Consider the following 21,853-nt stretch of genomic DNA (forward strand, 5'->3'; position numbering starts at 1 on the left):
ACGCCCTGCATCGCGGCGGCGGGGCGGAGCAGCGTGGGGCGGGGCCGCTCGGGCATCGTGCCGCGTCGAACGCCGAGGGCGGTAACGGTGGCGGCCGGTAGCACCCAGGCGGCGATGGTCGCGGCCCGTACGGTGCGGCTGGGTTCGTGCCGCAGAGCCAGCCAGGTTCAGAAGGCTGCGTCGGCGAAGGAGTCGGCGTAGTCACCGAAGGGGGCCACGCTGCCGTGGCGGCGGGCGAGTCGGCCGTCTGCCAGGTCCGCGAGACAGCCTGCCAGCCGATGACACCGCCGCCCACAAGCAGGACGACGACACCCCCGATCACCCCGGCGCCCTTCACGACCTGCCGGCGCTGCCGCCTGGACGGCCGCTGACCGCTCACCGTGATTCACCGCCTCCGGACACGGTTCCCACACTCCCGAGGATCCCGCGCGGAGGGGTGCCCGCTCGGTGAGCGCGCTTACAGTTCTCGGCAACATCGCGGGCATACCGTCGGGGCATGGTGCTGCGGATCGTGCTGGGTGCGCTGTTCGCCGCGATGGCGGCCGGGCAGCTTGCGTCCGTCCGGCAGATGCCCGCGATTCTGGCCGGGTACGGGCTGGTCGCCGGCTCGGGTGCGACCGTACTCGCCGCGGCACTGATCGTGGGCGAGCTGGTGTGCGGGGTGTGGTTTCTTGCTCGCCCGCGGTCCCGCGCGATGGCCCCCGTGTGGGTGTTCACCGGTGTCGCCATGGTGTGGGCGCTGCTGGCCGTGCAGGCGTACGCACGCGGGCTCACGGTGGCCAACTGCGGCTGTTTCGGGATCTACTTCTCCCAGCGCCTGAGCTGGTTCGTGCTCGTCCAGGACGCGCTGCTGCTGCTCTACGCCGGGCTACTGATACGCACAACTCGCAGGGCCCCTGTCACAGATTCCGGGGCAGCCGACACCCGAGGCTCGGGCCACCGGCAGGGCAAGGGCGCCGACGTGCGATGAGCCGGTCCGAGGAGGCGCTGTGTGATGTCCGGATTGCGTGAACGCCCCGGTCTGGGCGGCACCCTCGGTCTGGCGGGCGCCGGGGTCCTGATGGTGCTGTGCTGCGCCGGCCCGCTGCTCCTGGGGGCTGGGGCGCTCGGTGCCGTCGGCGGGGCCCTGCGTAACCCGTGGCTGATCACCGTCGGCGCGGTCGTGGCGCTCATGGCTTGCGGGTACCTCCTGCACTGCCGAGCCCGCCGGCGACGTGCCGCCCGGCCCGAAAACTGCCGCCCGTCCCCGCCGCGCCCCTCAACCGCCCACGCCCCCGAAGCTCACGGGCAGAGCGGGGACGACGCCCCGCAGCATCGAGAACCCTGACCAGCATGAGCACCTCGCTGATCCGCGCCACTGCCACAAGGGCCGCGCCACCCGCTGGCCAGGTCACGGGAGATGGCCACATCCGTACGGAGGACCAAGATGGCCCAGGCATCCGCGCCACGACGCAAGGTGGACCGTGATGAAGTGTTCGTGGAGTTCACCAAGTCGATCTGCCCGATGTGCAAGACGCCCGTCGACGCCCAGGTCAACATCCGTGACAGCAAGGTCTATCTGCGCAAACGCTGTCGCGATCACGGCGAGTTCGAAGCACTGGTCTATGGGGACGCGGAGGAGTACATGTCCTCGGCCCGGTTCAACAAGCCCGGCACGATCCCGCTGACCTTCCAGACCGAGGTAAAGGACGGCTGCCCCAGCGACTGCGGGCTGTGCCCGGAGCACAAGCAGCACGCCTGCCTGGGCATCATCGAGGTCAACACCGGCTGCAACCTCGACTGCCCCATCTGCTTCGCCGACTCCGGCCACCACAGCGACGGCTACTCCATCACCCACGAGCAGTGCGAAGGGATGCTCGATGTCTTCCTGGAGTCCGAGGGTGAAGCGGAGGTGGTGATGTTCTCCGGCGGCGAACCCACCATCCACAAACACATCCTGGACTTCATCGACCTGGCGCAGGCCCGCCCCATCAAGAGCGTCAACCTCAACACCAACGGCATCCGCCTCGCCACCGACAGGGACTTCGTCACCGAGCTCGGCAAGCGCAACCAGGTGCCCGGCCGGTCGGTGAACATCTACCTCCAGTTCGACGGCTTCGACGAACGCACCCACCTGGAGATCCGCGGCCGGGACCTACGCACGTTCAAGCAGAAGGCGCTGGACAACTGCGCCGAGGCCGGGCTGACCGTCACCCTGGTCGCCGCCGTCGAACGCGGCCTGAACGAGCACGAACTCGGCGCGATCATCGAGTACGGCATCGACCACCCTGCCGTACGCTCCGTGGCCTTCCAGCCGGTCACTCACTCCGGCCGCCACCTGGAATTCGACCCTCTCAACCGGCTCACCAACCCCGACGTCATCAAACTGATCAACGCCCAGCGCCCCCAGTGGTTTCAGAAGGGCGACTTCTTCCCTGTCCCGTGCTGCTTCCCCACCTGCCGGTCTGTCACCTACCTGCTGGTCGACGGTGATCCCGGCAACCGGACGGTCGTGCCCGTCCCGCGGCTCCTGCACGTGGAGGACTATCTCGACTACGTCACCAACCGGGTCATGCCCGATGCCGGTATCCGCGAGGCCCTGGAGAAGCTCTGGTCCGCCTCCGCCTTCATGGGCACCGAGACCACTGAGGAGAAGCTCCGTGCGACCGCCGAGGCACTGGGCTGCGCTGGGGGTACTCCCCCTGGCTTCGCCGGGGGCACCCCCACCCGTGCCGAAGGCTACGGGGGAGCCTGTGGCATCGATCTCCCCGAGGCCGTGAAGGATTTGAACGACAAGACGTTCATGATCGTCGTCCAGGACTTCCAGGACCCCTACACCCTCAATGTCAAGCAACTGATGAAGTGCTGTGTCGAGGAGATCACCCCGGACGGGCGCCTCATCCCGTTCTGCGCCTACAACTCCGTCGGCTACCGCGAGCAAGTCCGCGAGGCCATGTCCGATGTCCCCGTTGCGCAGGTCGCCCCGAACGCGCTGCCGCTCGCCGACCGGCTCACCACGACACCGTATGGCTCGAAGACCGCCCGCACGACGGCACAGGGGCGTCGGCCATGAACAGCGACGAGATCAAGACCTGCTGCGCCGACGCCTACGCCAAGGACATCGTCGCGCTGCTGCTCGGCGACTCCTACCACCCCGGCGGTACCGCCCTCACCCGCCGCCTCGCCGACACGCTGGGCCTCGCCCGCGACAGCCGCGTGCTGGATGTGGCCTCCGGCCGGGGCACCACCGCACTCCTCCTTGCCGACGCCTACGGGGTACGAGTCGACGGTGTCGACTACGCGGCCGCCAACACCGCCCTCGCCCAAGGAGCAGCGCAGACGGCTGGGCTGGCGGAGCAGGCCGTGTTCGTCACCGGCGATGCGGAGCACCTGCCCTACGCGGACGGCGTGTTCGACGCGGTGGTGTGCGAGTGCGCCCTGTGTACCTTCCCCGACAAGGCGCAGGCCGCCGCCGAGTTCGCCCGCGTCCTGCGCCCCGGTGGGCGTCTCGGCATCACCGATGTCACCGCCACCCCGGAAAAGCTTCCACCAGAGCTGAGCGGGCTGGGTGCTCGGATCGCCTGCGTCGCCGACGCCCGCCCGCTCGCCGAGTACGCCGACATCCTGGACGGTGCCGGCCTGCGCATCATCACCACCGAACGCCACGACCGGGCCATGCTCCGCATGATCGACCAGATCGAGGCGAGGCTGAACCTGCTGCGCATTACCGCCCCGGCCAGACTCGCCGACGCGGGCGTCGACCTGGACGCGGCGCCGGCCGTCCTGAACGCCGCACGCACCGCCGTGGCCGACGGCACCCTCGGCTACTCCCTGCTGACCGCCGTGAAATCACCCTGACGGGCGGTGATCTACCGCCGCGTACGTAAGCGCCCTCACATACCTGCGCCGTCGGCGGCCATAGCGTCGGAGCCGAGAAGAAGACGTCACCGAATGTGAGAGGGGCGCTCACCATGACAACGACGACGCAGGTATCCCCGAGCACGGCCGCCATCCCGGTCCATGCGGCATGGGGCGCTGCTGCCGGGCTGGTCGGCGGGATCGGGATGGGCATCTGGATGTCGGTGTCGAGGCCGATGACGGACACCGCGATGATCACCATGGTCGCCGGACTCCTCGGCTCGACCAACGCCTTCGTCGGCTGGCTGATCCACCTGTCCATCGCGCTCTTCGCCGGCATTGCTTTCGGCGCGCTGCTCGGGCAGTTCGCCCAGCGCCTCGCTCCCGCCGTCGTCCTCGGCCTTGTGTACGGAGCGGTGTGGTGGTTCATCGGCGCGCTGTGGATCATGCCCGCGAACATGGGCATGCCGGTCTTCGAATGGAACGACGTCGGCAGTTCCAGCCTCGGCGCACACCTGGTGTTCGGGCTGCTCGCCGGACTGACGTTCGCCGCGATGGCCCAGGCCGCGGACAAGCACCGCACTGGCCCGGCCGGCGGATGAGCCCTCCGCCGCCCGCGTCAACACCGGGCCCTGATGGTCCACGGCCGGGGGCAGCGCCGCGCCGGATCGGCGACGACGGTGTGGCGGTGTCCTACTGTCTGGCCGACAGCGCCGATGCGCTGGCCAGCCCGGCGTGGGGAGCCGCGCCCCCGCCATGGGCACCGGGACGACGCGAGGAGAGACACACCATGATCGACGCCGGTACGGGCGACACCGGGGATGCTGACAAGACCTGGTGCATGGCCGAGGTCGACATCTTCTGCGACCTGTCGGAGAAGGAGATGGAGGCCATCGCCACTGCGGCGCCGATGAAGGCTTACAGCGCGGGTGAGATCCTCTATTCGCCGGCCCAGCCCAGCGAGGTGCTGTTCATCCTCAAAAAGGGCCGGGTCCGTGTCTTCCGCGTCTCCGCCGACGGCCGGGCGCTGACCACTGCGATCATCACCCCGGGCACCATCTTCGGTGAGATGGTGCTTCTCGGGCAGCACATGTACGACAACTACGCTGAGGCCCTCGACGACACCGTCGTCTGCGTGATGAGCCGCGCCGACGTGAACCGGCTGCTGCTGACCGACGCCCGGATCGCCGCCCGTATCACCGCGATCCTCGGCCGACGTCTCGCCGACCTCGAACAGCGCCTGTCCGACAGCGTCTTCAAGACCGTCGCCCAGCGCATCGCCACCACGCTCGACACCCTCACGTCCGCCCAGCCCCCGGCGAGCCCGCTGCGGCCAGGCGGACGGCACGCGCAGATCGCACTCACCCACGAACAGCTCGCCGCCCTCGCCGGCACCTCCCGCGAAACGTGCACCAAGGTGCTGCGCGAGTACGCCGACCAAGGACTACTGCGCCTCGCCCGCGGCCGCATCACCGTCCTCGACACCGCCCGCCTCAAGGACGCCGCAGGCTGACGCCTCGGGCTGACGTCACCGAACCGTAAGGACACTGCGACGCACCTACCGGGCCTGGTGGATCTACAGTCACATCCGGTCCCGAACACACAGGAGTTCTCCATGCGCGCCCGCACCCTCCTCCCGGCCGCCCTGGCCGCCGCCCTGCTCAGCGTCACCGGGTGCGGAGCGGATGACGGCTCCGACTCCGCCGGGGATGCGGGGGCCGCACCCTCGAAGGCGTCATCGCCTGCACAGCCGCCCGCCCCCTCCGACGGCGGCGAGACTGGAGCGGCCGGGGCCGAAGTGCCCGAGGCTCTGAAGTTCACCGCCACCACCGTGGACGGCAGAGCCTTCGATGCCAGGACTCTGGCCGGCAAGCCCACCGTGCTGTGGTTCTGGGCGCCCTGGTGCCCCAAGTGCAAGGCCCAGGCCGCCGAGACCGCGAAGGTGGCCGCCACGTACGCGGGCAAGGCGAACGTCGTGGGCGTGGCCGGCCTGGACAAGAACGCTGCCATGAAGGACTTCGTCTCCGACACCGAGACCGACACCTTCTCTCACCTCTCGGATGAGAAGGGCGAGGTCTGGAAGCGGTTCGAGGTCACCGAGCAGAGCCGCTACGTCATCCTCGACAAGGACGGCAAGACCGTCTACGAAGGCGTTCTGCCCGGCGGCGAAGGACTGGCCGAGAAGGTCGCCGGACTCACCGGCTGAACCCATGAACGACCTGCCCCTCGCTCTCGCACTCACCGCGGGCATGCTCGCCGCCGTCAACCCGTGCGGATTCGCCCTGCTCCCCGCGTACCTGTCCCTGCTCGTCCTCGGCGACGACACCCCCCGCCGCACAGTCGCCGTCGGCCGGGCCCTGACTGCCACCGCCGCGATGACCGCCGGATTCGCCGCGCTCTTCGGCGTCTTCGGCCTCGCCGTCCAGCCCGTCGCGGGACAGGTCCAGGAGCAGCTGCCCTGGTTCACCATCGCCTTCGGACTCCTCATGGCCGCTGCGGGGGCCTGGCTGCTGGCCGGACGCCAACTCCCCGCCCTGACCCCGAAGATCAGGCGGGCTCCGACCGTCACCCGCTCACTCCCCTCCATGGCGCTGTTCGGGATGGCGTACGCAACGGCCTCCCTGGGCTGCACCATTGCCCCGTTCCTCGCCATCGTGGTCTCCGCCTTCCGCAGCGGTTCCAACGGAGAGGGCATCGCCCTGTTCGCGGCCTACGCGGGCGGAATGGGCCTGATCGTCGGCGCCGCCTCCCTGACCGTCGCCCTCACCCGTACCACCGCCGTCACCCGGCTCCGCCGCATCGGCGCTCTTGCCCCGCGCCTCGGCGGCGGGCTCCTCCTTCTCGTCGGCGTGTACGTCGCTTACTACGGCTGGTACGAGATCCGCGTTCAGCGCGACCCCACCGCCCAGGACCCGGTCATCGACGCTGCGGGTGCCGTACAGCGCACGATCGCCAACGCGCTGGACACGATCGGCCCCGCATTGATCGCCGCCCTCTTCGCGGGCCTGCTCGTCACCGGCGTGATCATCCGCAGGCTCCGAGCAGGTCGCCGCGGGTCAGCCCCTGATTCCCCGCCCGCATCGCAGGCACCGTTGTCCGGGTGACGGCCCGTAAGGCCGATGCAGCCCAGGTCCCCTCGCTGACGGCCGGGGCCTTGTCCGCCACTTCGACCTTGTGGCGATATGGACGCTGCGTTGACCCTGCGGTCGAAGTGGCCGATGAGCCGGTCCAGGGAGCGCAAAGGTGTCCGAAATATGAGCAATTCTCGGTTTCGCGTTCCCGGGGTGCTCCCAATGCATGCCTGAAGGCCTTCCAGAGAGGTTCCCTGGAAGACCTCCAGTTCGGCACACCCCAGGCCGACGAACTCCGCAGCCAGTTGAGGCGATACGGCCGGCAACGGCTGCGTGTCGGCACCGTGCACACCTTCCAGGGCGGCGAGCGCGACGTCATGATCTTCTCCCTCGTCGCTGGGTGAGGGTATGCATGACAGCGCGATCGGCTGGGTTCACCGCCAGCTGAACCTATGGAACGTCGCCATCACTCGGGCCCGCAGCCACCTCATCGTGGTCGGGGACATGAACCTGTGGCGTAAGTGGGGCGGTGCCGCCGCCGAGCTCCTGAACGCCGCCACCACGAACGGCCCTCGCGTCGACGAGCGCGGCGGAGGTGACCTGCTGCGGCGCCTCTACCAAGTCATGTCCGCACAGCCTGGTACGAGAGCGGCGCTCGGCGAGAGCGTCAACGGGCACCCTGTCGACGTCCTGGTACGGCCCCAGGGCGCTGTCGGTCCATGTGCGGTCCTGCTCGACCCTGGGCCGGACGATGACGTCGACGAGGCACGCCACCTGCGTCTCATGCTGCGTCGCCGCCAACTCCTGGACGGCGCCGAAGCAGATGGTCAGGCCATGCGCTACCCAGCGTGTTGTGGTTCCACCAGGTCGAAGGAGTTGTGATTGAAGACATCGTGCCCGACCGCGAATTGGTGGTCGTACGGGCCCGCGCATCAGCGGAGCGGGCGGTGTGGCCCCGCCTGTGGGACGGCATCTGCCCGGGTGCACAGCCGGTACGTACGTCGGCTCGCTGACAGCGCGGTCGGCGGTCCACCCGTGGTGGTCGAGTTGCGTCCGACGGTTCCGTTGCCGCGAACGGGCCTGCCCGCAGGCGACGTAGGGCGGCAGACCGGGGATGGGCGTGAGCTGCGGCTCTCCGGCACACGCGGGTAACGGTGGAGGCCATGTTCCCCGTACAGGGACGGTGACTGCGACCGGGTCAGTCGCCGTGATAGAGGCGAACTGGATCGATCAGCTGGATGGCGGGGTCGTTCTCGGCGAGGTGGCGCAGTTCGTCGGTGAAGCCGGTGCCGCTGTAGCACTGCAGCCGGGTGACATCGGTGGCGGTGCCGCGCGCGGTGAGGAGAGCACGGATGTGCTGGAGACGTTCGAGGTGGCCCTTCCCCATGACGTCGTTCCATTTGGCTTCGCCGATGGCGAGTAGTGTTTCGCGACCGTTGTCGGTCTCGCCATGGACCGCGACGTCGACTTCGTGGCTGGTCTTCGCGGCAGGATCGTTGACGGTACCGCTGGCGACCCTTGTGACCTGCCCGCCGTGGGTTGCAGGGGATGCGTGCCAGCGGGCCCATTCGCGGCAGACCTGTTCGAAGTGCGGGCCGACAACCTTGCTGCGGAAGGTGGACTGGGCGCGGCGCCAGACGGCGGGGGCGCGTCCGGGGCGTTCCAGATCGCCCCAGGCGGGGCGCATGACCGCGTGGTAGAAGGCGATGAGAGGTTCAGCGATGCGGTAGGCGGAGCGGTTGCGGCGGAAGGCGTCGGCCTCGTGGGTGATCATGCCGACGTCCTGGAGGACGCTGAGTGGGTGGGCGAGGTCGGTGGACTTGCGGCCGAGGTAGTCGGCGATGCCGCCGCGTGCGGTGTTTCCGGCGGCGATGGCGGCCAGGACGGAGTGGTAGAGCGCGGTGTCGTGGAGTTCGGGTTCCTCTGCGAGCAGGTAGCGGGCCTCGCGGAAGAGCGGACGGGCGGGATTGAGGACGGCGCGGGTGACCCAGGCGTCGAAGTCGTGGGGCCCGGCGGGGGTATCGCCCTGGGTGAACTCGCGGCGGTAGGCGGGGGTGCCACCGACGATGGCGTGGGTGAGCAGTGCGGTGCGCGGGTCGGTGATCTCCCAGAATTCGGCGGCGAGGCGGAAGTCCAGGGTGGGGACGACGAGTTCCAGGCCGGCGCGGCCGCGCAGCGGGGCGTTGCCGGCGAGGAGTCCGCCCATGAAGGACAGGGCGGAGCCGCACAGCAGGAGCCGTACGGGGGTGTTGGTGTGCTGGGCGGCGGGGTCGAGGGCGCGCTGGATGATCGAGGGGAGGGTGGGGGAGGCCTTGGCGAGGAAGAGGAACTCGTCGATGACCGCGATGGTGGGGTCGCCCCTGTCGGCGATGCGCATGAGCTCGGTGACGGCCTCGTCCCAGTGGGTGAAGCGGAACGGGGTGGGCTGGTCGCGGTGGCGGGCGAGGGCTTCGCCGAACTGGCGCAGGGCGTCGGTTTCGGTGGTCTCGGTGGCGGTGAACATGAAGCCGCCGCTTGCCCGCGTGACGGCGTCCAGGAGGAAGGTCTTGCCCTGGCGGCGGCGGCCGGAGACCACGCCGAGGGTGGCGCGCGGGCCGGGTAGGGCGGCGAAGCGGGTCAGCTCGGCCCACTCGAAGTCGCGGTCGAACATCTCGGCAGGTTTGTCCACGGCACACCTCTATATGGATAGGTGCGCTTATTATGTCTGGGCTTATTCAAGAGCGCCTTTCATTCGGCGTGCGTGCCCGGCGTTGGCCCCGGACGGGCGAGGGCAGGGATCGGGGCTAGGTGGGCGGGGGTGGTGTGCGGTGGTCACTGCGATCGCGGATCACCGTGGAGGCCGTCTTGACCTTTGAAGTGCCAAACCCGCCAGCTTTCGAACCGGCATCGCTGTCTCGCTGGTCGCGAACGTCGCAGCCGTTCCCTGCAGTCAGCCCGCGGCGGACAGGTGATGCGCCCCGGCCGCCTGTCAGGTATGGCGGGAGCTGGACGGAAGGCTGCAACTGTCATCGAGCCGGCGGCCTCAGGGCGCGTGCGGACGTGTCCACGTCACCACGGCGCGCGTCAGCGGAGCGCGTCGGCCTGGCGGTGCAGCTGCGCGCGGTTCGCGGTGGCCGTACCGTGCGCCCAGCCCTCCCGGTCCGGGGCGTGGGTCTGGCTGCGGTTGTAGGACAGTTCCCCGAACCATTCGTCCACCTGGTCGTCCACCGCCTCGGCCCGGGAAGCCAGCACCGGCAGCAGCCTGGGCCCGTGGTCTTCGCCTGCCGCCTTGGTGGCCTGTCCGGTCGCCCGGCTCAGCCGCTGGGCGATCCGCGTGGCGTAGGCCGTCAGGAAGGACTGCCGGTAGGAGCGGGTGCGCGACGCTCCGTCACGGTAGGTTCGGCTTCCGGCTGCATGGAGCGCGGACTGTGCCTGCACCAGCAGCGAGGTGTACAGCAGCTCCACTGCCCGGGCGTCGGCGGCGAAGCCGACCACGGTGGAGAAGCCCAGGTTCCGCGACCACACTGTGCGGCAGCGGTTGGCTTCTGCCACCGCCTGCAGCAGGTGCACCTTCGGTTCCTCATACGGGGTGTCCACCCCGACACGCACACCCCCCGGCACCTGCCGGGTGTCCTGCTCAGCGTCCAGCAGCGCCGCGTCGATGCTGTGCTGGGCCATGAGCTGCTGCGCCTTGGCAGTAAGAGCCTCGGCCTCCTCGGGGAACTCGGTGGACTCGGCCTTCGCCAGCAGCCCGCGGACCTTGGCCAGCACCGGAGCCTCCGCACCGCTGCCGCCGGGGGCGGTGCCGGAACCGGCCTCGCACGGGGGCGGCATCAGCTGCGGAATCTCCGGGAGGCCGCTGAGCAGGTCCAGCAGCTCCACCCATGCCCGCCCCAGTACGGTCGGCTGGCACTTCTCGCGAGCCGCCGCACCGGCCAGGTACGCGTCGTCGTCGCCCCACCACACGTCGGCGGACAGGGTTGCCAGTTGGGCTGCCCAGCGCGCGTCCAGGCCCGTGGTCGGGGTCGGGGTCGGGTACGCGCGGTGTTCGGCGGCGATCAGATCGGCCGCGAGTCGCCCGTGCCGCGCCTTGAGTTCACGCCGGGCGGCGCGCACCACATCGGCGGGCTGCCAGCCGCGGTGCCACACCGCGTGCAGTACCTCACTGCCTGCCGCCAGCACCGCGCGGCCCATGCCCGCCTTGGTGAACAGGGCGGCGGCCCGCCCCAGCGCGGCTTCGCGGCGTGCCGTGTCCGCGGGCGGGATGGCACACACCTCGTCCATGGCCTCGTCGAGCAGGTCGGCGACAGTGCGCGGGCCGCGCGGACGCGGTACGGACGCCCCGTCGCCCATCCCGCAGAAGGGATCGCCGCAGTCGCAGCTGCCGAACCCGGACGCGGCGTCGAAGGCCCGTTCCTGCTCCGCCCGGCCACGTTGCCGCGCATCGCGCTGCTTCTTTTTCGCACGCCGTCGTTCCTGGTTGCGTTTGCCCACTGCCGTACCTCATGCTCGCGGAGGTGTTGCCGTCTCCGCACCGAGCGTAGTGGCCAGGGCCGCCCGCTCGCCCACTCTCCCGGGGTTGCGCTCGAATGACCGCATGGCTGTGGTCATGGACGAGGGGACGGTGTACGCGTTCGCCGACGACACCGAGTCACCGAGGGACGGACCCTGCTCGCCGACGGGGCGGTGATCGAGGCGGAGAGCGAGCCCCGCGGCATCGGCGGCCTGGTGCGGGACGGCTCGGGCGCCGCTCGCGGTGTATGGGTGCAGGTCGTAGGTCGGGAACTGACGGCGGAATGCGACGGCCCGTGCGCCCTGGCGTCAGGACGCTTGTGCCGGCATGCCGTGGCACTCGCCCTGCACGCCGTCGAACGGCGCCTGCCCTGGCACGCCGCACCCGTCGACGACACCCCCTGTGCCCCCGGCGAAGCCCTGGACGCACTCACCGCCGTGGAGAAGGCCGCGGTGCTGGACCGGCTGCTGGATGCTCGGCCCGAACTGCGCGCGGAAGCCGACCAGTTGGCCGTCCACTTGCTCGCCCCGCGTGCCCGTGCCGAACTAACCGCCCTTCAGGAGGGGACGGCGGCCGAGGTCGAGCATGCCCTGCGCACCCTGGACAGCGACCATCTGAGCACCGGCTATCACCCGGGCTTCGGGTACACCGACGTATACGAGGCCGCGAGCCGTCTGATCGAGGCGATCATCGAGCAGTACGAGGCCGATGTCCGTCGCCGTCTGGTGCTGGGCATGCCCGACGCGGCCGAGGCCGTGGCCTACGCCTTCCTCCAGGGCCTCGCTGAGTTCGAGGACTCCGCCCGGCAGCTCCCAAGTCCCGTTGTCGGCCCGGCGGATCGCCAGTAGCCGGCCGTCCTCCCGCATGACGGCTCCCGCCACGGACACGGAGTGCAGTGGCGTTGACTTGTGCTGCGGAGAACCCGTACTCATGTACAGGAGCATAGGAGGCCCGCTCGGCCAAGCTCTCTGAGTGGCTGCCGTATTGGCTGGACAACATCGTCAAGCTTCGGCGCAAGCTGAGCACGTATGACAAGTACGAAGCGCATGTCCGGCTGTACCTCGTACCCATGCTGGGCTCGAAGCGGCTGGAAGCCCTCGGCGTCGCCGACGTCCGGCGCTTCATCGTCCAGCTGGAGAACAAGACGACTGCGGCCACCGCCAAGGAGTCGCACCGTGTCCTTCGGACAGCTCTCACCGCCGCCTGCTGCGAGGAACTGGTGACCCGGAACGTAGCCGGTCTTGTCGAGCCCCCGCGTGCCAAGCCGCGGGAGCTGAGCCCCTGGTCGCTCGACGAGACGCTGGACTTCCTGGCCGCCGCCCGTAAGGACCCGCTGTACGCGGCCTTCGTGCTCGCCATCGCCATGGGCCTCCGCCGGGGCGAGATCGTCGGTCTCCGCTGGACCGATGTCGACCCGGACAACCGCGTGATCTACGTCCGACAGCAGACCCAGCGACGGCGCGGAGTCCTCTACGACGACGAGACCAAGAACCGCCGCCGTCGCGCGCTGCCGCTCCCCGCGATGTGCATCCCGCCGCTGCGCTGGCACCGGATGCGTCAAGCGGCCGCGAAGCAGCGCGCGGGGGAGTCCTGGGACGAGAAGGGCCACGTCTTCACCACCCGCACCGGTCGCCCGGTCGAGCCGCGCAACGTGTACCGCTCCTTCACCCGGGTCGCCGATTCAGCCGGCCTCCGCGTCGTCCGGCTGCACGATGCCCGGCACGGCTGCGCCACCCTGCTCACCGCGGCCGGGGTCGCGCCCCGCGTCGTGATGGAGATCCTCGGGCACGGTCAGATCAGCATCACCATGGACGTCTACACGCACGTCGTCCACGACACCCAGCGCGAGGCGATCAGCCACATGGACCGGCTGCTCAAGAGGCGCCCCGGTCGTCAGTGACCGCCCCCGTTGATGTCAAAAGCTGATGTCAAAGGCCCCGGACCATGATCGGTCCGGGGCCTTTGCGCTGGTGCCCCCGGCAGGATTCGAACCTGCGACACCCGCTTTAGGAGAGCGGTGCTCTATCCCCTGAGCTACGGAGGCGTGGCCGACCGGCGTGGCGGGCAGCCGTGCACAGGGTAGCGGATGGGGGCCGCGCGGTGCTGGCGGTGGGTGGGTGAGGGGGCGGCGCGGCTGGGTGAGGGAAGGGCTGGATGCGCAAACGATCAATGACTCTGTGTTATATAGTCCGCCGCAACGTGTAGGTAAGGGGATCGTGGATGACCAATTCCGCCCCACTGGTCTCCGTCCTGGCGGATGTCAGTGAGCTGAGCGACGCAGAGCTGGCCGAGCTGCCGGACACCGTGTTCGGCGCCATCATGTCGCGGCTCAGGGACGACGTGCTGCATCCCTCCGGCGAGCCCGTGTCCGCCTTCACGTCGGCGCTCAATCAGGTTCCCTGAGACCTGTTGTGACGTTCCGCCAGTACCTGCTGAAGCTGCATGGGCGGTGCAATCTCTCCTGCACGTACTGCTACGTGTACGAGGCCGCCGACCGGAGCTGGCGTGCGAAGCCCCGTCGAATGGAACTGGCGACCGTACGGCAGGTGGCCGGGCGGATCGCCGAGTACCGGCGGAGCGCGGAGACGGCCGGGAGTGCGTCCGGGATCGCCGTCACGTTGCACGGTGGGGAGCCCCTGCTCGTGGGGGCGGGGCATCTCGACGAGACCCTGACCCTGTTGCGAGGCGCCCTGGACGGGACCGCGGGGGGCGTCGCGTACGGGGTGCAGACCAACGGGGTGCTGTTACGGGACGACCCGGAGCTGCTCCGGGTGCTGCACCGGCACGGCGTGCGCGTCGGGGTCAGTGTGGACGGGACCGCCGGCGATCACGACCGCTACCGGCGGTTCGCCGACGGGCGAGGGAGTCACGCGGCGGTCGCGCAGGCGCTGCGGATCCTCGGGGCCGAGGAGAACCGGGCACTGTTCAGCGGGGTGCTGTGCACGGTCGATCCGACGACCGACCCGGTGGCGGCCTACGAGGCGCTGCTGGAGTTCGCGCCGCCCCGGATGGACCTGCTGCTGCCGCACGGGACCTGGGGCAACCCGCCGCCCGGACTGCGGGGCCGGGTGCCCCCGACCGCCCCGCCCGTACCGGATCCCGTACCCGATCCAGCACCGCAGCTCCTGAAGAACCCCGCACCGGAACATGGGCCGGAAGAGACAGACACCCCGTACGCCGACTGGCTCTGCGCCGTCTTCGACCGCTGGTACGGTGCCTCGCGCCGGGAGACCGGGATCCGGCTGTTCGAGGAGCTGATCATGCTTCTGCTCGGCGGCCGGGCGAGCAGCGAGATGGTGGGGACGGGGCCCGCGGACCTCGTGGTCGTGGAGACGGACGGGTCGCTGGAGCTGGCCGACAGTCTGAAGGTGGCGTACGACGGGGCGGCGTTCACGGGGCTCGGCGTGTTCAGGGACTCCTTCGCCGAGGCCGCCCGGCATCCGGCCTTCCGGACGCCGCGTGCCGCGCCCGTCTGTGCACGCTGCTCGTTCTCGGGGGTGTGCGGCGGCGGGCTGTACGCGCACCGCCACCGGCCGGGAGCGGAAGACCCCTTCGCGCATCCCACCGTGTACTGCCACGACATGGCCGTCCTCATCGAGCACATCCGGCGGCGCCTGGAAGCCGACGTCGCCGCGTTCCGAGCCGAACGGCGTACCACCCGGAAAGTGACGGCCCGGTGACCCTGACCTCCCCGCACATCATCCCGCGCCGGACCTTCCTCGCCCTCGCCCGCGGGCGCGGCGGCTCGGACGCCGTCGCCGTACTGCGGGCCGGGCAGCTGAGCAAGCGGCGGCTGCTGCTGAGCGCGGTGCGCAGGGTCGCCGAGGAGCGGCGGCCCGGGGCGGCCCGTGAGGCGCGGCTCGCCGAGACGTACGAGGAGTTCCGGCGGATCGGGCAGCGGTCCCGCGAGCGCTGGGAGGCGGTGCTGCTCCAGCCGTATCTCGACCTGTGGGCCGCGGGCTGTCTGCGCAGGCTGTACGGCGAGGAGGACGGCGAGCCGCAGCTGCGGGGGCTTGCGGAGTTCCTGCGGGCGCCGGGGCCCGTCGTACGGCTGGAGGCCGCCGGACACCGGCTCAGCCTGCGGATCGACGACCGGGGGCCGTACCGGCAGGCGCACGGGGAGCCCGTGCCCGGGCCGCTCGACCCGGACGAGCTGCGCGTGTGGGAGGGGCTGCTCGCCGAGGCGTGGCGGCTGCTCGCCCACCGGCACCCCTGGTACGCGGAGGCGGTGGGCGCGGGCCTGTCCACCCTGGTGCCGCTGCTGCCGGGGCCCGACGGGACCTCCGTGTCCTCGGCCGTACGGCGCGGCTACGGTGCGGTCGGGGTGTCGCTGCCGTCCGACCCGCAGCGGCTCGCCCTCGCCCTGGTGCACGAGTTCCTGCACATCCAGCTCGGGGCGCTGCTCGATCTCGTACCGCTGCACGGGCCGGACTCGGGGGCCCGGTACGACGCGCCGTGGCGGCCCGATCCCCGGCCGGCCGGGGCGCTGCTCCAGGGGACGTACGCGCATCTGGGGGTTTCGGACTTCTGGCGCGGCGAGCCCGGCGCGGGCGCCGCGGAGCAGTACGCGCACTGGCGCGGCCGCACCCTCGAAGCCGCCGCCACCCTCCTGGGCAGCGGTGAACTCACTGACGACGGGCGGGAGTTCGTGGGAGAGCTGCGCCGGACGCTCATCGAGTGGTAGCCGGAACCGCACCGACCGGTAGGCGAGTTCTGGCCAGAACGTGACGGGCGGCTTAGCGGATCCGCGCAGAGGGCAATAACCAGCAAACCCAAAGGGTATTGAGCCCCTGCCGGGGCGCTGTGAGTCTGCGTTGAGCAGCCGGAGTCATGGGGGAGCCGGTGGGGCCGTACTTCTTCCTGAGTTACGCCAGGGACGACGACAAAGACGCGTACGTGCACCAGTTCTACGACGACCTCTGCGCGCAGATCATCGAGCTCTCCAACAGCGCGGCCCAGGTCCCCATCGGATTCCGCGACAACAGCTCGATCCGGATCGGTGAGCACTGGAGCGAGCAGCTGGAGATCGCCCTGGGCAGCTGCCACTCCATGGTGGCGCTCTACTCCCCGGCCTACTTCCGCAGTATGTGGTGCTCGCGCGAGGCGGGCGTGATGATGCGCCGCGCCGGCCAGTACTTCGCACGCACCCAGCGGGGCTCCTCGGCGCTGATCCCCGTGCTGTGGCAGCCCGTCGAGGTACCGCAGGAGGTGTCCCACATCCAGTACCTGACCGACGGCTTCGGCTCCTGGTACGCGGACGCCGGGCTGCAGCGCCTCCTCCAGCGGGCGCCCACGGGAGAGGACTACAGGGGCGCGGTCCGGCTGATCGCCCAGCGCGTGCTGGACGTCGCCCAGAACGAGGAGCTGCCCGTGCCCGAGCAGCCGGTGCGGCTGGCACAGGAGCCGCTGTCGTTCCAGCCGCGGACCGAGCCGACCAGGCCGGGCAGCACCGTGCAGTTCTTCGTCGCCGCGAGCACCGCCGACACGGCCCCCGGGCACCGCCGTGGCGCGCCCTACTACGGCCCCGCCGGGCTGGACTGGAATCCGTACCACCCGCAGCAGGAGTACCCGCTCTACCAGCAGGCCCAGCGTCTGGTGACGGCGCAGGGGTACGGGACGGCCTACCGCGAGGTGGGGTCCGGCCTCACCCGGCAGCTCAACCAGGCCTGGCGCGACGACCAGGTGACGATCCTGCTCGTGGACGCGTGGAGCGCGCCCGACGCGCCCTACCGTCAGCCGCTGGAGCAGTTCGACCGCACCGAGCATCCCGCGACGGGCGTCCTGGTGCCGTGCCACCCCCGGGAGGAGCGGGACCGGGACGAGCTGTGGATCAAGGTCTCCGAGGTCTTCGAGCGCAAGTCGTCCCGGGGCATGCACGACAGGCAGTTCCAGCTCCGCGTCTGCTTCGACGACTTCAAGAAGGCGCTGGGCCAGATGGTGTCCGCCGCGCAGAACAATCTGATCCGCAAGCGGCACGCCGCCCCGCCGCCCGGTGACGACGGGGACGGCGGCGCGACCGCCGTCCGGCCGATCCTGCGCGGCCCCAGCAGCGGCCCGAAGGGCGGGGCCCGGGCGGGCGGCGGCACTCCGTCCGGCGGAAGCGGCACGACCGGGAGCGGCACGACCGGGAGCGGTACGACCGGGAGCGGTACGCCCGCGACCCGCCCGCCCCGCTGGTCCGGTGGTCGCGCGCACATTCCGTACGACCCGTACGCCTACGACCCGTACCCGTACCCGTATCCGCACAGCTCGCATGATCCGCTCGGCCGTCGCCGTGAGGGAGGACCAGGACGATGAAGAGCGCAGGCACACGCGAGCCCGGCACCGCGGGCACGGACGCGCCCGCCACCGCGGCCGGGGACGAGCCCGGCACGGTCGTCACGTTCTACTCGTTCAAGGGCGGAGTGGGCCGGACGATGGCGCTCGTCAACACCGCCTGGATCCTCGCCGGCAACGGGCTGCGGGTGCTGATGGTCGACTGGGACCTGGAGGCGCCCGGACTGCACCGCTACTTCCACCCCCTGCTCACCGACCCCGAGCTCAGCTCCACCGACGGTGTCATCGACCTCATCCGCGACTACGCGATGCGCGCGGACGAGCCGGGTCCGGGGCCGGGCGGGACCGGGGACAGGACAGCCGAGCAGGACCGGGCCCGGTGGTTCCGCGAGCGCTGTGACGTGGACCGGTGCATCGTCGGCGTCCGGGAGGACTTCCCCGACGGCGGGCGGCTGGACTTCCTGCCCGCGGGCCTCCAGGACGACGGCTACTCGGCGGCCGTGTCCACCTTCGACTGGGACCACTTCTACACCCGGCTGCGCGGCGCCGCCTTCCTCACCGCGCTCCGCGACGAGCTGCGCGGCCGCTACGACTACGTCCTGATCGACAGCCGCACGGGCCTGTCCGACACGGCCGGCATCTGTACGGTCCTGCTGCCCGACGTCGTCACCGTCTGCTTCACTCTCAGCGCCCAGTCCATCCAGGGCGCAGCGGCCGTCGCCGAGTCCGTCCGCGCCCAGGTCACCAACCGGCCGGTCCGGATCCTGCCCGCGCCGATGCGCGTCGAGTACGCGGAGCAGAAGAAGCTGGAGGCGGGCCGCGATCTCGCGCGCAGCCGCTTCCTGTCGTTCCTCGACGGCATGAGCAGGGACGAACGCGACCGCTACTGGGGCGATGTGGAGATCCCGTACCGGCCGTTCTTCGCGTACGAGGAGATCCCCGCACCGGTCGGGGACCGGCCGCACCAGGGCACCAGCCTGCTCGCCGCGTCGGAGCGGCTCACCGGGCGGCTCACCGGCGGCCGGGTGACCCGTCAGCGGCCCATGCCGGAGACCCGGCGGCGCGCGCTGCTGTCCCTGTACGAGCGGACCAAACCGCCCGTGCCCTCCGACCTGTTCCTCAGCTACGCGCCGGCCGACCGGATGTGGGCGGAGTGGATCGCCGCCCGGCTCCGCGCACTCGGCTACCAGACGGTGATGAGCGGCGCCGCCGAGCACGCCGGCTCCGACGCGCAGACCGAGGTGCGCCGCGCGCTGGAGGGATCGGGGCGGATCGTCGTGCTGCTCTCTCCCGACTATGTGCGGCTGCCGCACGCGCACGAGGTGTGGAAGTCCGTCTCGGCCCGTGACCCGGAGGCGTCGCAGCGGATGCTGATCCCCGTCCGCATCCATCCGGCCCCGCTGCCCGTGCCGTTCGGCGATCTGGTCGCCGTCGATCTCGTCGAGCGCGACGACCAGGGCGAGGCGGAGGCCGCGCTGCTGGCGGCGGTGGGGCGGCCCGACCCGCTGGCCGGTGAGCCCGTACGGCCCGCGGGCGCGGACGACGACCAGGGGCCGCGCTACCCCGGCACGCCGCCGCCGGTGTGGCATGTGCCCACCCGCAACGCGGCGTTCACCGGGCGCGGGCGGACGCTGGAGGAGATGCGCGACGGGTTCGCGGCGGGCGGTCCCCTGGGCGGGCCGCCGCAGGCCGTGTTCGGCATGGGAGGGGTGGGCAAGACCCAGGTCGCCATCGAGTACGCGCACCGCTTCGCCGCCGACTACGACGTGGTCTGGTGGATCAACGCCGGCCAGTCGAGCCTCGTACGGCAGGAACTGGCCGCGCTCGCCGCCCGATTGGGGCTGCCGTCGGGCGACGACGTGGAGACCACGTCCAACCGGGTGCTGGACGCGCTGCGGCAGGGCCGTCCGTACCGGCGCTGGCTGCTGGTCTTCGACAACGCGGAGCACCCTGAGGAGCTCGCCCCGCTGATCCCGGCCGGCACCGGGCATGTGCTGGTGACCTCGCGCAACCGGGCCTGGGCGGACCGGGCCTCGCAGGTCGAGGTGGAGGTGTTCGCCCGCGAGGAGTCCGTACGGCTGCTGCAGCGGCAGAACCCGGATCTGCCGGAGGCGGACGCCGGGCAGGTCGCGGAGGCGCTCGGCGATCTGCCGCTCGCCATCGCCCAGGCCGCGGCCTGGCTGGAGCAGTCCGCGATGCCGGTGGAGACCTATCTGGAGCTGCTGAGCACCCAGCTCGCGACGATGCTGGAGCAGGAGCCGGCCACCACCTACCCGCGGTCCGCGGCGGCGACCTGGCTGCTGGCGCTCGCCAAGGTCCGCGAATCGATGCCGGCGGCCGCCCAACTGCTGGAGATCTGTGCGTTCTTCGGCCCGGACCCCATCCCGATGTGGACGCTGTACGGGCAGAAGACGGCGGAGCTGCTGGCGCGGCACGACCGGCGCCTGGTCCACTCGGTCCGGATGGGCGCCCTGTTCGCCGAGATCAACCGGTACGGACTCGCCCGCACCAACCAGAGCGACAAGACCATCAGTGTGCACCGGCTGGTGCAGGAGGTGCTGCGCGCCCAGCTGCCGCGCGAGCGGTGGCCCGTCATGCGCGCCCATGTCCACGCGATCCTCGCCGAGGCCAACCCGCGGAACATGGAGGATCCGGCCTCCTGGGACCGGCATGCCTCGCTGCTGCCGCACATGAAGCCGTCGCGCGCCTTCGCCAGCGAGGACGACGCGGTGCGCCGCTGGATCGCCGACTCCGTGCGCTATCTGTGGCGGCGTTCCAACCACAGCGCCGCGGTGGAGACGGCGGAGCGCGCCCTGGCCGTCTGGGAGCCGGTCTTCGGCGAGGACGACGCGCTGGTGATCTATCTGCGCACCCAGTACGCCAACGCGCTGCGCTCCAGCGGCCGGCTGGAGGAGGCGTACGCGATGGACGAGCAGGCGCTGCGCCGCGCCCGCGAGGTGCTCGGCCCCGACGACTACTACACCCTGGTCGCCGCCGCGAACCTCGGCGCGGATCTGCGCGGCAAGGGCGCCTACAGCCAGGCGCGGGACATCGACCGCGAGACGTACGCGGTGAGCCGGCGGGTCTACGACGCCGGTGAGGAGCGCCTGTTGATGGCCGCCAACAATCTCGCCGTCTCGCTGTTCCTGGTCGGTGACCGGTGGGGGGCCCGTGACCTCGACCGGGAGGTGTGGGAGACCCGCAAGGAGGTCCTCGGCAAGGATCATCCGTACACGCTCACCTCGGCCAGCAACTACGCCCGCGGGCTGCGCGAGACCGGATCGGTGAACGAGGCGCTGCGGCTGCTGCAGGAGACGGTCAAGGCGTTCCGCGAGAAGACCGGCGACCGGCATCCCGAGACCCTGCAGGCGGCTCGCAACCTTTCCGCGGTGCTGCGTCGCACCGGCCGGTACGAGGAGGCCAGGGCGCTCAGCACCGAGAACTACGACATCTCGATGTCCGTGCTCGGCCCCGACCACCCGGACACGCTCTCGGCGGCCACGAACCTGGCCTGTGCCCTGGTCGCCACGGGGGACGCGCAGGGGGCGCGGGATCTCGCCAGGGAGGCGCTGAACCGGCACCGGACCCAGCTCGGCGAGCGGCATCCGTTCGCCCTGGCGTGTGCGAACAACCTGGCCGTCTATCTGCGGCTGACGGGCGAGCGGGAGGCGGCCGTCGCGCTGTCGCGCCGGACGCTGCAGCAGTACCGGGAGGTGCTCGGCCGCGACAATCCGTACACCCTGACGAGCATGATGAACCACGCCACCGATCTGGTCGCGGACGGTGATCTCGAGGGCGCGGTCAGGCTGGGGCGCGAGGCGTACGACGACTTCGTCCGGATACTCAGCGCCGACCACTACGACGCGATCGGCTGCGCGTCGAACCTCGCGATCGATCTGCGGGACTCCGGGGAGGTGGAGGAGGCGCGGGCGCTGCACGAGGACGCGCTGGCGCGGGCGCGGGCGACCATGGGGCCGGAGCACCCGACGACGCGGGCGGTGAAGGACTGGATGCGGCTCGACTCCGACATCGAGCCGCCGGCCACGTAGCGCCTGCCCGGTGGATCAGGCCGCCGGCGAGATCCACCGGACGGGACTTTGAGGACACGACCTTGGGACCATGGACCGGCCTTGACGGGGTGCGGGGCGGAACATAGCGTCGGCCCCTGCTGAGCAAG

Annotated in this window: 18 protein-coding genes, 1 tRNA gene and 2 pseudogenes; 16 read left to right on the forward strand and 5 right to left on the reverse strand. The window is 70.8% G+C overall.

The window, feature by feature from the left end; genetic code table 11:
* Positions 1-167: 167 nt before the first annotated feature.
* Positions 168-485, reverse strand: a complete 318-nt coding sequence (locus ACZ6ZQ_RS04965) for a CDP-alcohol phosphatidyltransferase family protein (protein WP_469767142.1) — start codon at positions 483-485, stop codon at positions 168-170.
* Between the two features lie 11 nt (positions 486-496).
* On the opposite strand from ACZ6ZQ_RS04965, the gene ACZ6ZQ_RS04970 reads away from it, so the two are divergent.
* The 9 genes from ACZ6ZQ_RS04970 (at position 497) to ACZ6ZQ_RS05010 (ending at position 7,790) form a co-directional block, all read left to right on the forward strand.
* On the forward strand, positions 497-970 hold the full coding sequence (locus tag ACZ6ZQ_RS04970; protein WP_469767143.1) for a MauE/DoxX family redox-associated membrane protein: 474 nt from the start codon (positions 497-499) through the stop codon (positions 968-970).
* A 456-nt stretch (positions 971-1,426) separates the two neighbouring features.
* Positions 1,427-3,052 carry a radical SAM protein gene (locus ACZ6ZQ_RS04975; protein WP_469767144.1) on the forward strand — a complete coding sequence of 542 codons (1,626 nt, stop codon included), beginning with the start codon at positions 1,427-1,429 and terminating at the stop codon, positions 3,050-3,052.
* The gene (locus tag ACZ6ZQ_RS04980; RefSeq protein WP_469767145.1) at positions 3,049-3,837 is read left to right on the forward strand and encodes a class I SAM-dependent methyltransferase; all 789 of its coding nucleotides are present in this window, start codon (positions 3,049-3,051) and stop codon (positions 3,835-3,837) included. Before ACZ6ZQ_RS04975 ends, ACZ6ZQ_RS04980 begins: the two co-directional genes overlap by 4 nt.
* Before the next feature lie 113 nt (positions 3,838-3,950).
* Positions 3,951-4,439: a hypothetical protein gene (locus ACZ6ZQ_RS04985; protein ID WP_469767146.1), complete on the forward strand. Its 489-nt coding sequence runs from the start codon at positions 3,951-3,953 to the stop codon at positions 4,437-4,439.
* Between the two features lie 188 nt (positions 4,440-4,627).
* Positions 4,628-5,350: a Crp/Fnr family transcriptional regulator gene (locus ACZ6ZQ_RS04990; protein ID WP_469767147.1), complete on the forward strand. Its 723-nt coding sequence runs from the start codon at positions 4,628-4,630 to the stop codon at positions 5,348-5,350.
* 102 nt (positions 5,351-5,452) lie between these two features.
* Positions 5,453-6,043 (forward strand): redoxin family protein, encoded by a 591-nt coding sequence (locus ACZ6ZQ_RS04995; protein ID WP_469767148.1) that lies wholly within the window; start codon positions 5,453-5,455, stop codon positions 6,041-6,043.
* Between the two features lie 4 nt (positions 6,044-6,047).
* Positions 6,048-6,941 carry a cytochrome c biogenesis CcdA family protein gene (locus ACZ6ZQ_RS05000; protein WP_469767149.1) on the forward strand — a complete coding sequence of 298 codons (894 nt, stop codon included), beginning with the start codon at positions 6,048-6,050 and terminating at the stop codon, positions 6,939-6,941.
* Positions 6,938-7,312, forward strand: a complete 375-nt coding sequence (locus ACZ6ZQ_RS05005) for a hypothetical protein (RefSeq protein ID WP_469767150.1) — start codon at positions 6,938-6,940, stop codon at positions 7,310-7,312. Before ACZ6ZQ_RS05000 ends, ACZ6ZQ_RS05005 begins: the two co-directional genes overlap by 4 nt.
* 4 nt (positions 7,313-7,316) lie before the next feature.
* On the forward strand, positions 7,317-7,790 hold the full coding sequence (locus ACZ6ZQ_RS05010; protein ID WP_469767151.1) for a hypothetical protein: 474 nt from the start codon (positions 7,317-7,319) through the stop codon (positions 7,788-7,790).
* Positions 7,791-8,106: 316 nt separating this feature from the next.
* On the opposite strand, the gene ACZ6ZQ_RS05015 is transcribed toward ACZ6ZQ_RS05010, so the two are convergent.
* Entirely contained in the window at positions 8,107-9,558 is a 1,452-nt protein-coding gene (locus ACZ6ZQ_RS05015; RefSeq protein ID WP_469767319.1) for an AAA family ATPase, read from the reverse strand.
* Positions 9,559-9,971: 413 nt separating this feature from the next.
* The gene (locus ACZ6ZQ_RS05020; protein WP_469767152.1) at positions 9,972-11,381 is read right to left on the reverse strand and encodes a DUF2786 domain-containing protein; all 1,410 of its coding nucleotides are present in this window, start codon (positions 11,379-11,381) and stop codon (positions 9,972-9,974) included.
* 192 nt (positions 11,382-11,573) lie between these two features.
* Here ACZ6ZQ_RS05020 and ACZ6ZQ_RS05025 point away from each other — a divergent pair, with 192 nt between their 5' ends.
* Positions 11,574-12,248 carry a hypothetical protein gene (locus ACZ6ZQ_RS05025; protein ID WP_469767334.1) on the forward strand — a complete coding sequence of 225 codons (675 nt, stop codon included), beginning with the start codon at positions 11,574-11,576 and terminating at the stop codon, positions 12,246-12,248.
* Here the strand turns inward: ACZ6ZQ_RS05025 and ACZ6ZQ_RS05030 are convergent.
* A pseudogene (locus ACZ6ZQ_RS05030) lies at positions 12,161-12,344 on the reverse strand (NUDIX domain-containing protein); the annotation flags it as partial. The gene ACZ6ZQ_RS05025 and the pseudogene ACZ6ZQ_RS05030 overlap by 88 nt on opposite strands.
* Positions 12,345-12,352: 8 nt before the next feature.
* Here ACZ6ZQ_RS05030 and ACZ6ZQ_RS05035 point away from each other — a divergent pair.
* Positions 12,353-13,300, forward strand: a pseudogene (locus ACZ6ZQ_RS05035) (tyrosine-type recombinase/integrase); the annotation flags it as partial.
* A gap of 68 nt (positions 13,301-13,368) precedes the next feature.
* On the opposite strand, the gene ACZ6ZQ_RS05040 reads toward ACZ6ZQ_RS05035, so the two are convergent.
* Positions 13,369-13,444 (reverse strand) — tRNA-Arg (locus ACZ6ZQ_RS05040).
* 176 nt (positions 13,445-13,620) lie between these two features.
* Here ACZ6ZQ_RS05040 and fxsA point away from each other — a divergent pair.
* The 5 genes from fxsA to fxsT all read left to right on the forward strand — a co-directional run bounded on the left by fxsA (position 13,621) and on the right by fxsT (position 21,725).
* Positions 13,621-13,803, forward strand: a complete 183-nt coding sequence (gene fxsA, locus ACZ6ZQ_RS05045; RefSeq protein WP_469767153.1) for an FxSxx-COOH cyclophane-containing RiPP peptide — start codon at positions 13,621-13,623, stop codon at positions 13,801-13,803.
* Positions 13,804-13,811: 8 nt separating this feature from the next.
* Positions 13,812-15,080: a radical SAM protein gene (locus tag ACZ6ZQ_RS05050; RefSeq protein ID WP_469767154.1), complete on the forward strand. Its 1,269-nt coding sequence runs from the start codon at positions 13,812-13,814 to the stop codon at positions 15,078-15,080.
* Positions 15,077-16,084, forward strand: coding sequence for an aKG-HExxH-type peptide beta-hydroxylase (locus ACZ6ZQ_RS05055; RefSeq protein WP_469767155.1), 1,008 nt, complete (start codon positions 15,077-15,079; stop codon positions 16,082-16,084). The genes ACZ6ZQ_RS05050 and ACZ6ZQ_RS05055 overlap by 4 nt, the downstream gene beginning before the upstream one ends.
* 146 nt (positions 16,085-16,230) lie before the next feature.
* Positions 16,231-17,697 carry a TIR-like protein FxsC gene (locus ACZ6ZQ_RS05060; protein ID WP_469767156.1) on the forward strand — a complete coding sequence of 489 codons (1,467 nt, stop codon included), beginning with the start codon at positions 16,231-16,233 and terminating at the stop codon, positions 17,695-17,697.
* Entirely contained in the window at positions 17,694-21,725 is a 4,032-nt protein-coding gene (fxsT, locus tag ACZ6ZQ_RS05065; protein WP_469767157.1) for an FxSxx-COOH system tetratricopeptide repeat protein, read from the forward strand. The genes ACZ6ZQ_RS05060 and fxsT overlap by 4 nt, the downstream gene beginning before the upstream one ends.
* Positions 21,726-21,853 lie beyond the last annotated feature (128 nt).

The organism is Streptomyces sp. NPDC053673, assembly GCF_055585225.1.

Bases quoted from the DNA above. Each gene is read 5' to 3' on its own strand.
- ACZ6ZQ_RS04975 (WP_469767144.1), top strand. From the start codon at position 1,427: ATGGCCCAGGCATCCGCGCCACGACGCAAGGTGGACCGTGATGAAGTG.
- ACZ6ZQ_RS04995 (WP_469767148.1), top strand. From the start codon at position 5,453: ATGCGCGCCCGCACCCTCCTCCCGGCCGCCCTGGCCGCCGCCCTGCTC.
- ACZ6ZQ_RS04970 (WP_469767143.1), top strand. From the start codon at position 497: ATGGTGCTGCGGATCGTGCTGGGTGCGCTGTTCGCCGCGATGGCGGCC.
- ACZ6ZQ_RS04965 (WP_469767142.1), bottom strand. From the start codon at position 485: ATGCCCGCGATGTTGCCGAGAACTGTAAGCGCGCTCACCGAGCGGGCA.
- ACZ6ZQ_RS04980 (WP_469767145.1), top strand. From the start codon at position 3,049: ATGAACAGCGACGAGATCAAGACCTGCTGCGCCGACGCCTACGCCAAG.
- fxsA (WP_469767153.1), top strand. From the start codon at position 13,621: ATGACCAATTCCGCCCCACTGGTCTCCGTCCTGGCGGATGTCAGTGAG.
- ACZ6ZQ_RS04990 (WP_469767147.1), top strand. From the start codon at position 4,628: ATGATCGACGCCGGTACGGGCGACACCGGGGATGCTGACAAGACCTGG.
- ACZ6ZQ_RS04985 (WP_469767146.1), top strand. From the start codon at position 3,951: ATGACAACGACGACGCAGGTATCCCCGAGCACGGCCGCCATCCCGGTC.
- ACZ6ZQ_RS05060 (WP_469767156.1), top strand. From the start codon at position 16,231: ATGGGGGAGCCGGTGGGGCCGTACTTCTTCCTGAGTTACGCCAGGGAC.
- ACZ6ZQ_RS05015 (WP_469767319.1), bottom strand. From the start codon at position 9,558: ATGTTCGACCGCGACTTCGAGTGGGCCGAGCTGACCCGCTTCGCCGCC.
- ACZ6ZQ_RS05000 (WP_469767149.1), top strand. From the start codon at position 6,048: ATGAACGACCTGCCCCTCGCTCTCGCACTCACCGCGGGCATGCTCGCC.
- fxsT (WP_469767157.1), top strand. From the start codon at position 17,694: ATGAAGAGCGCAGGCACACGCGAGCCCGGCACCGCGGGCACGGACGCG.
- ACZ6ZQ_RS05010 (WP_469767151.1), top strand. From the start codon at position 7,317: ATGCATGACAGCGCGATCGGCTGGGTTCACCGCCAGCTGAACCTATGG.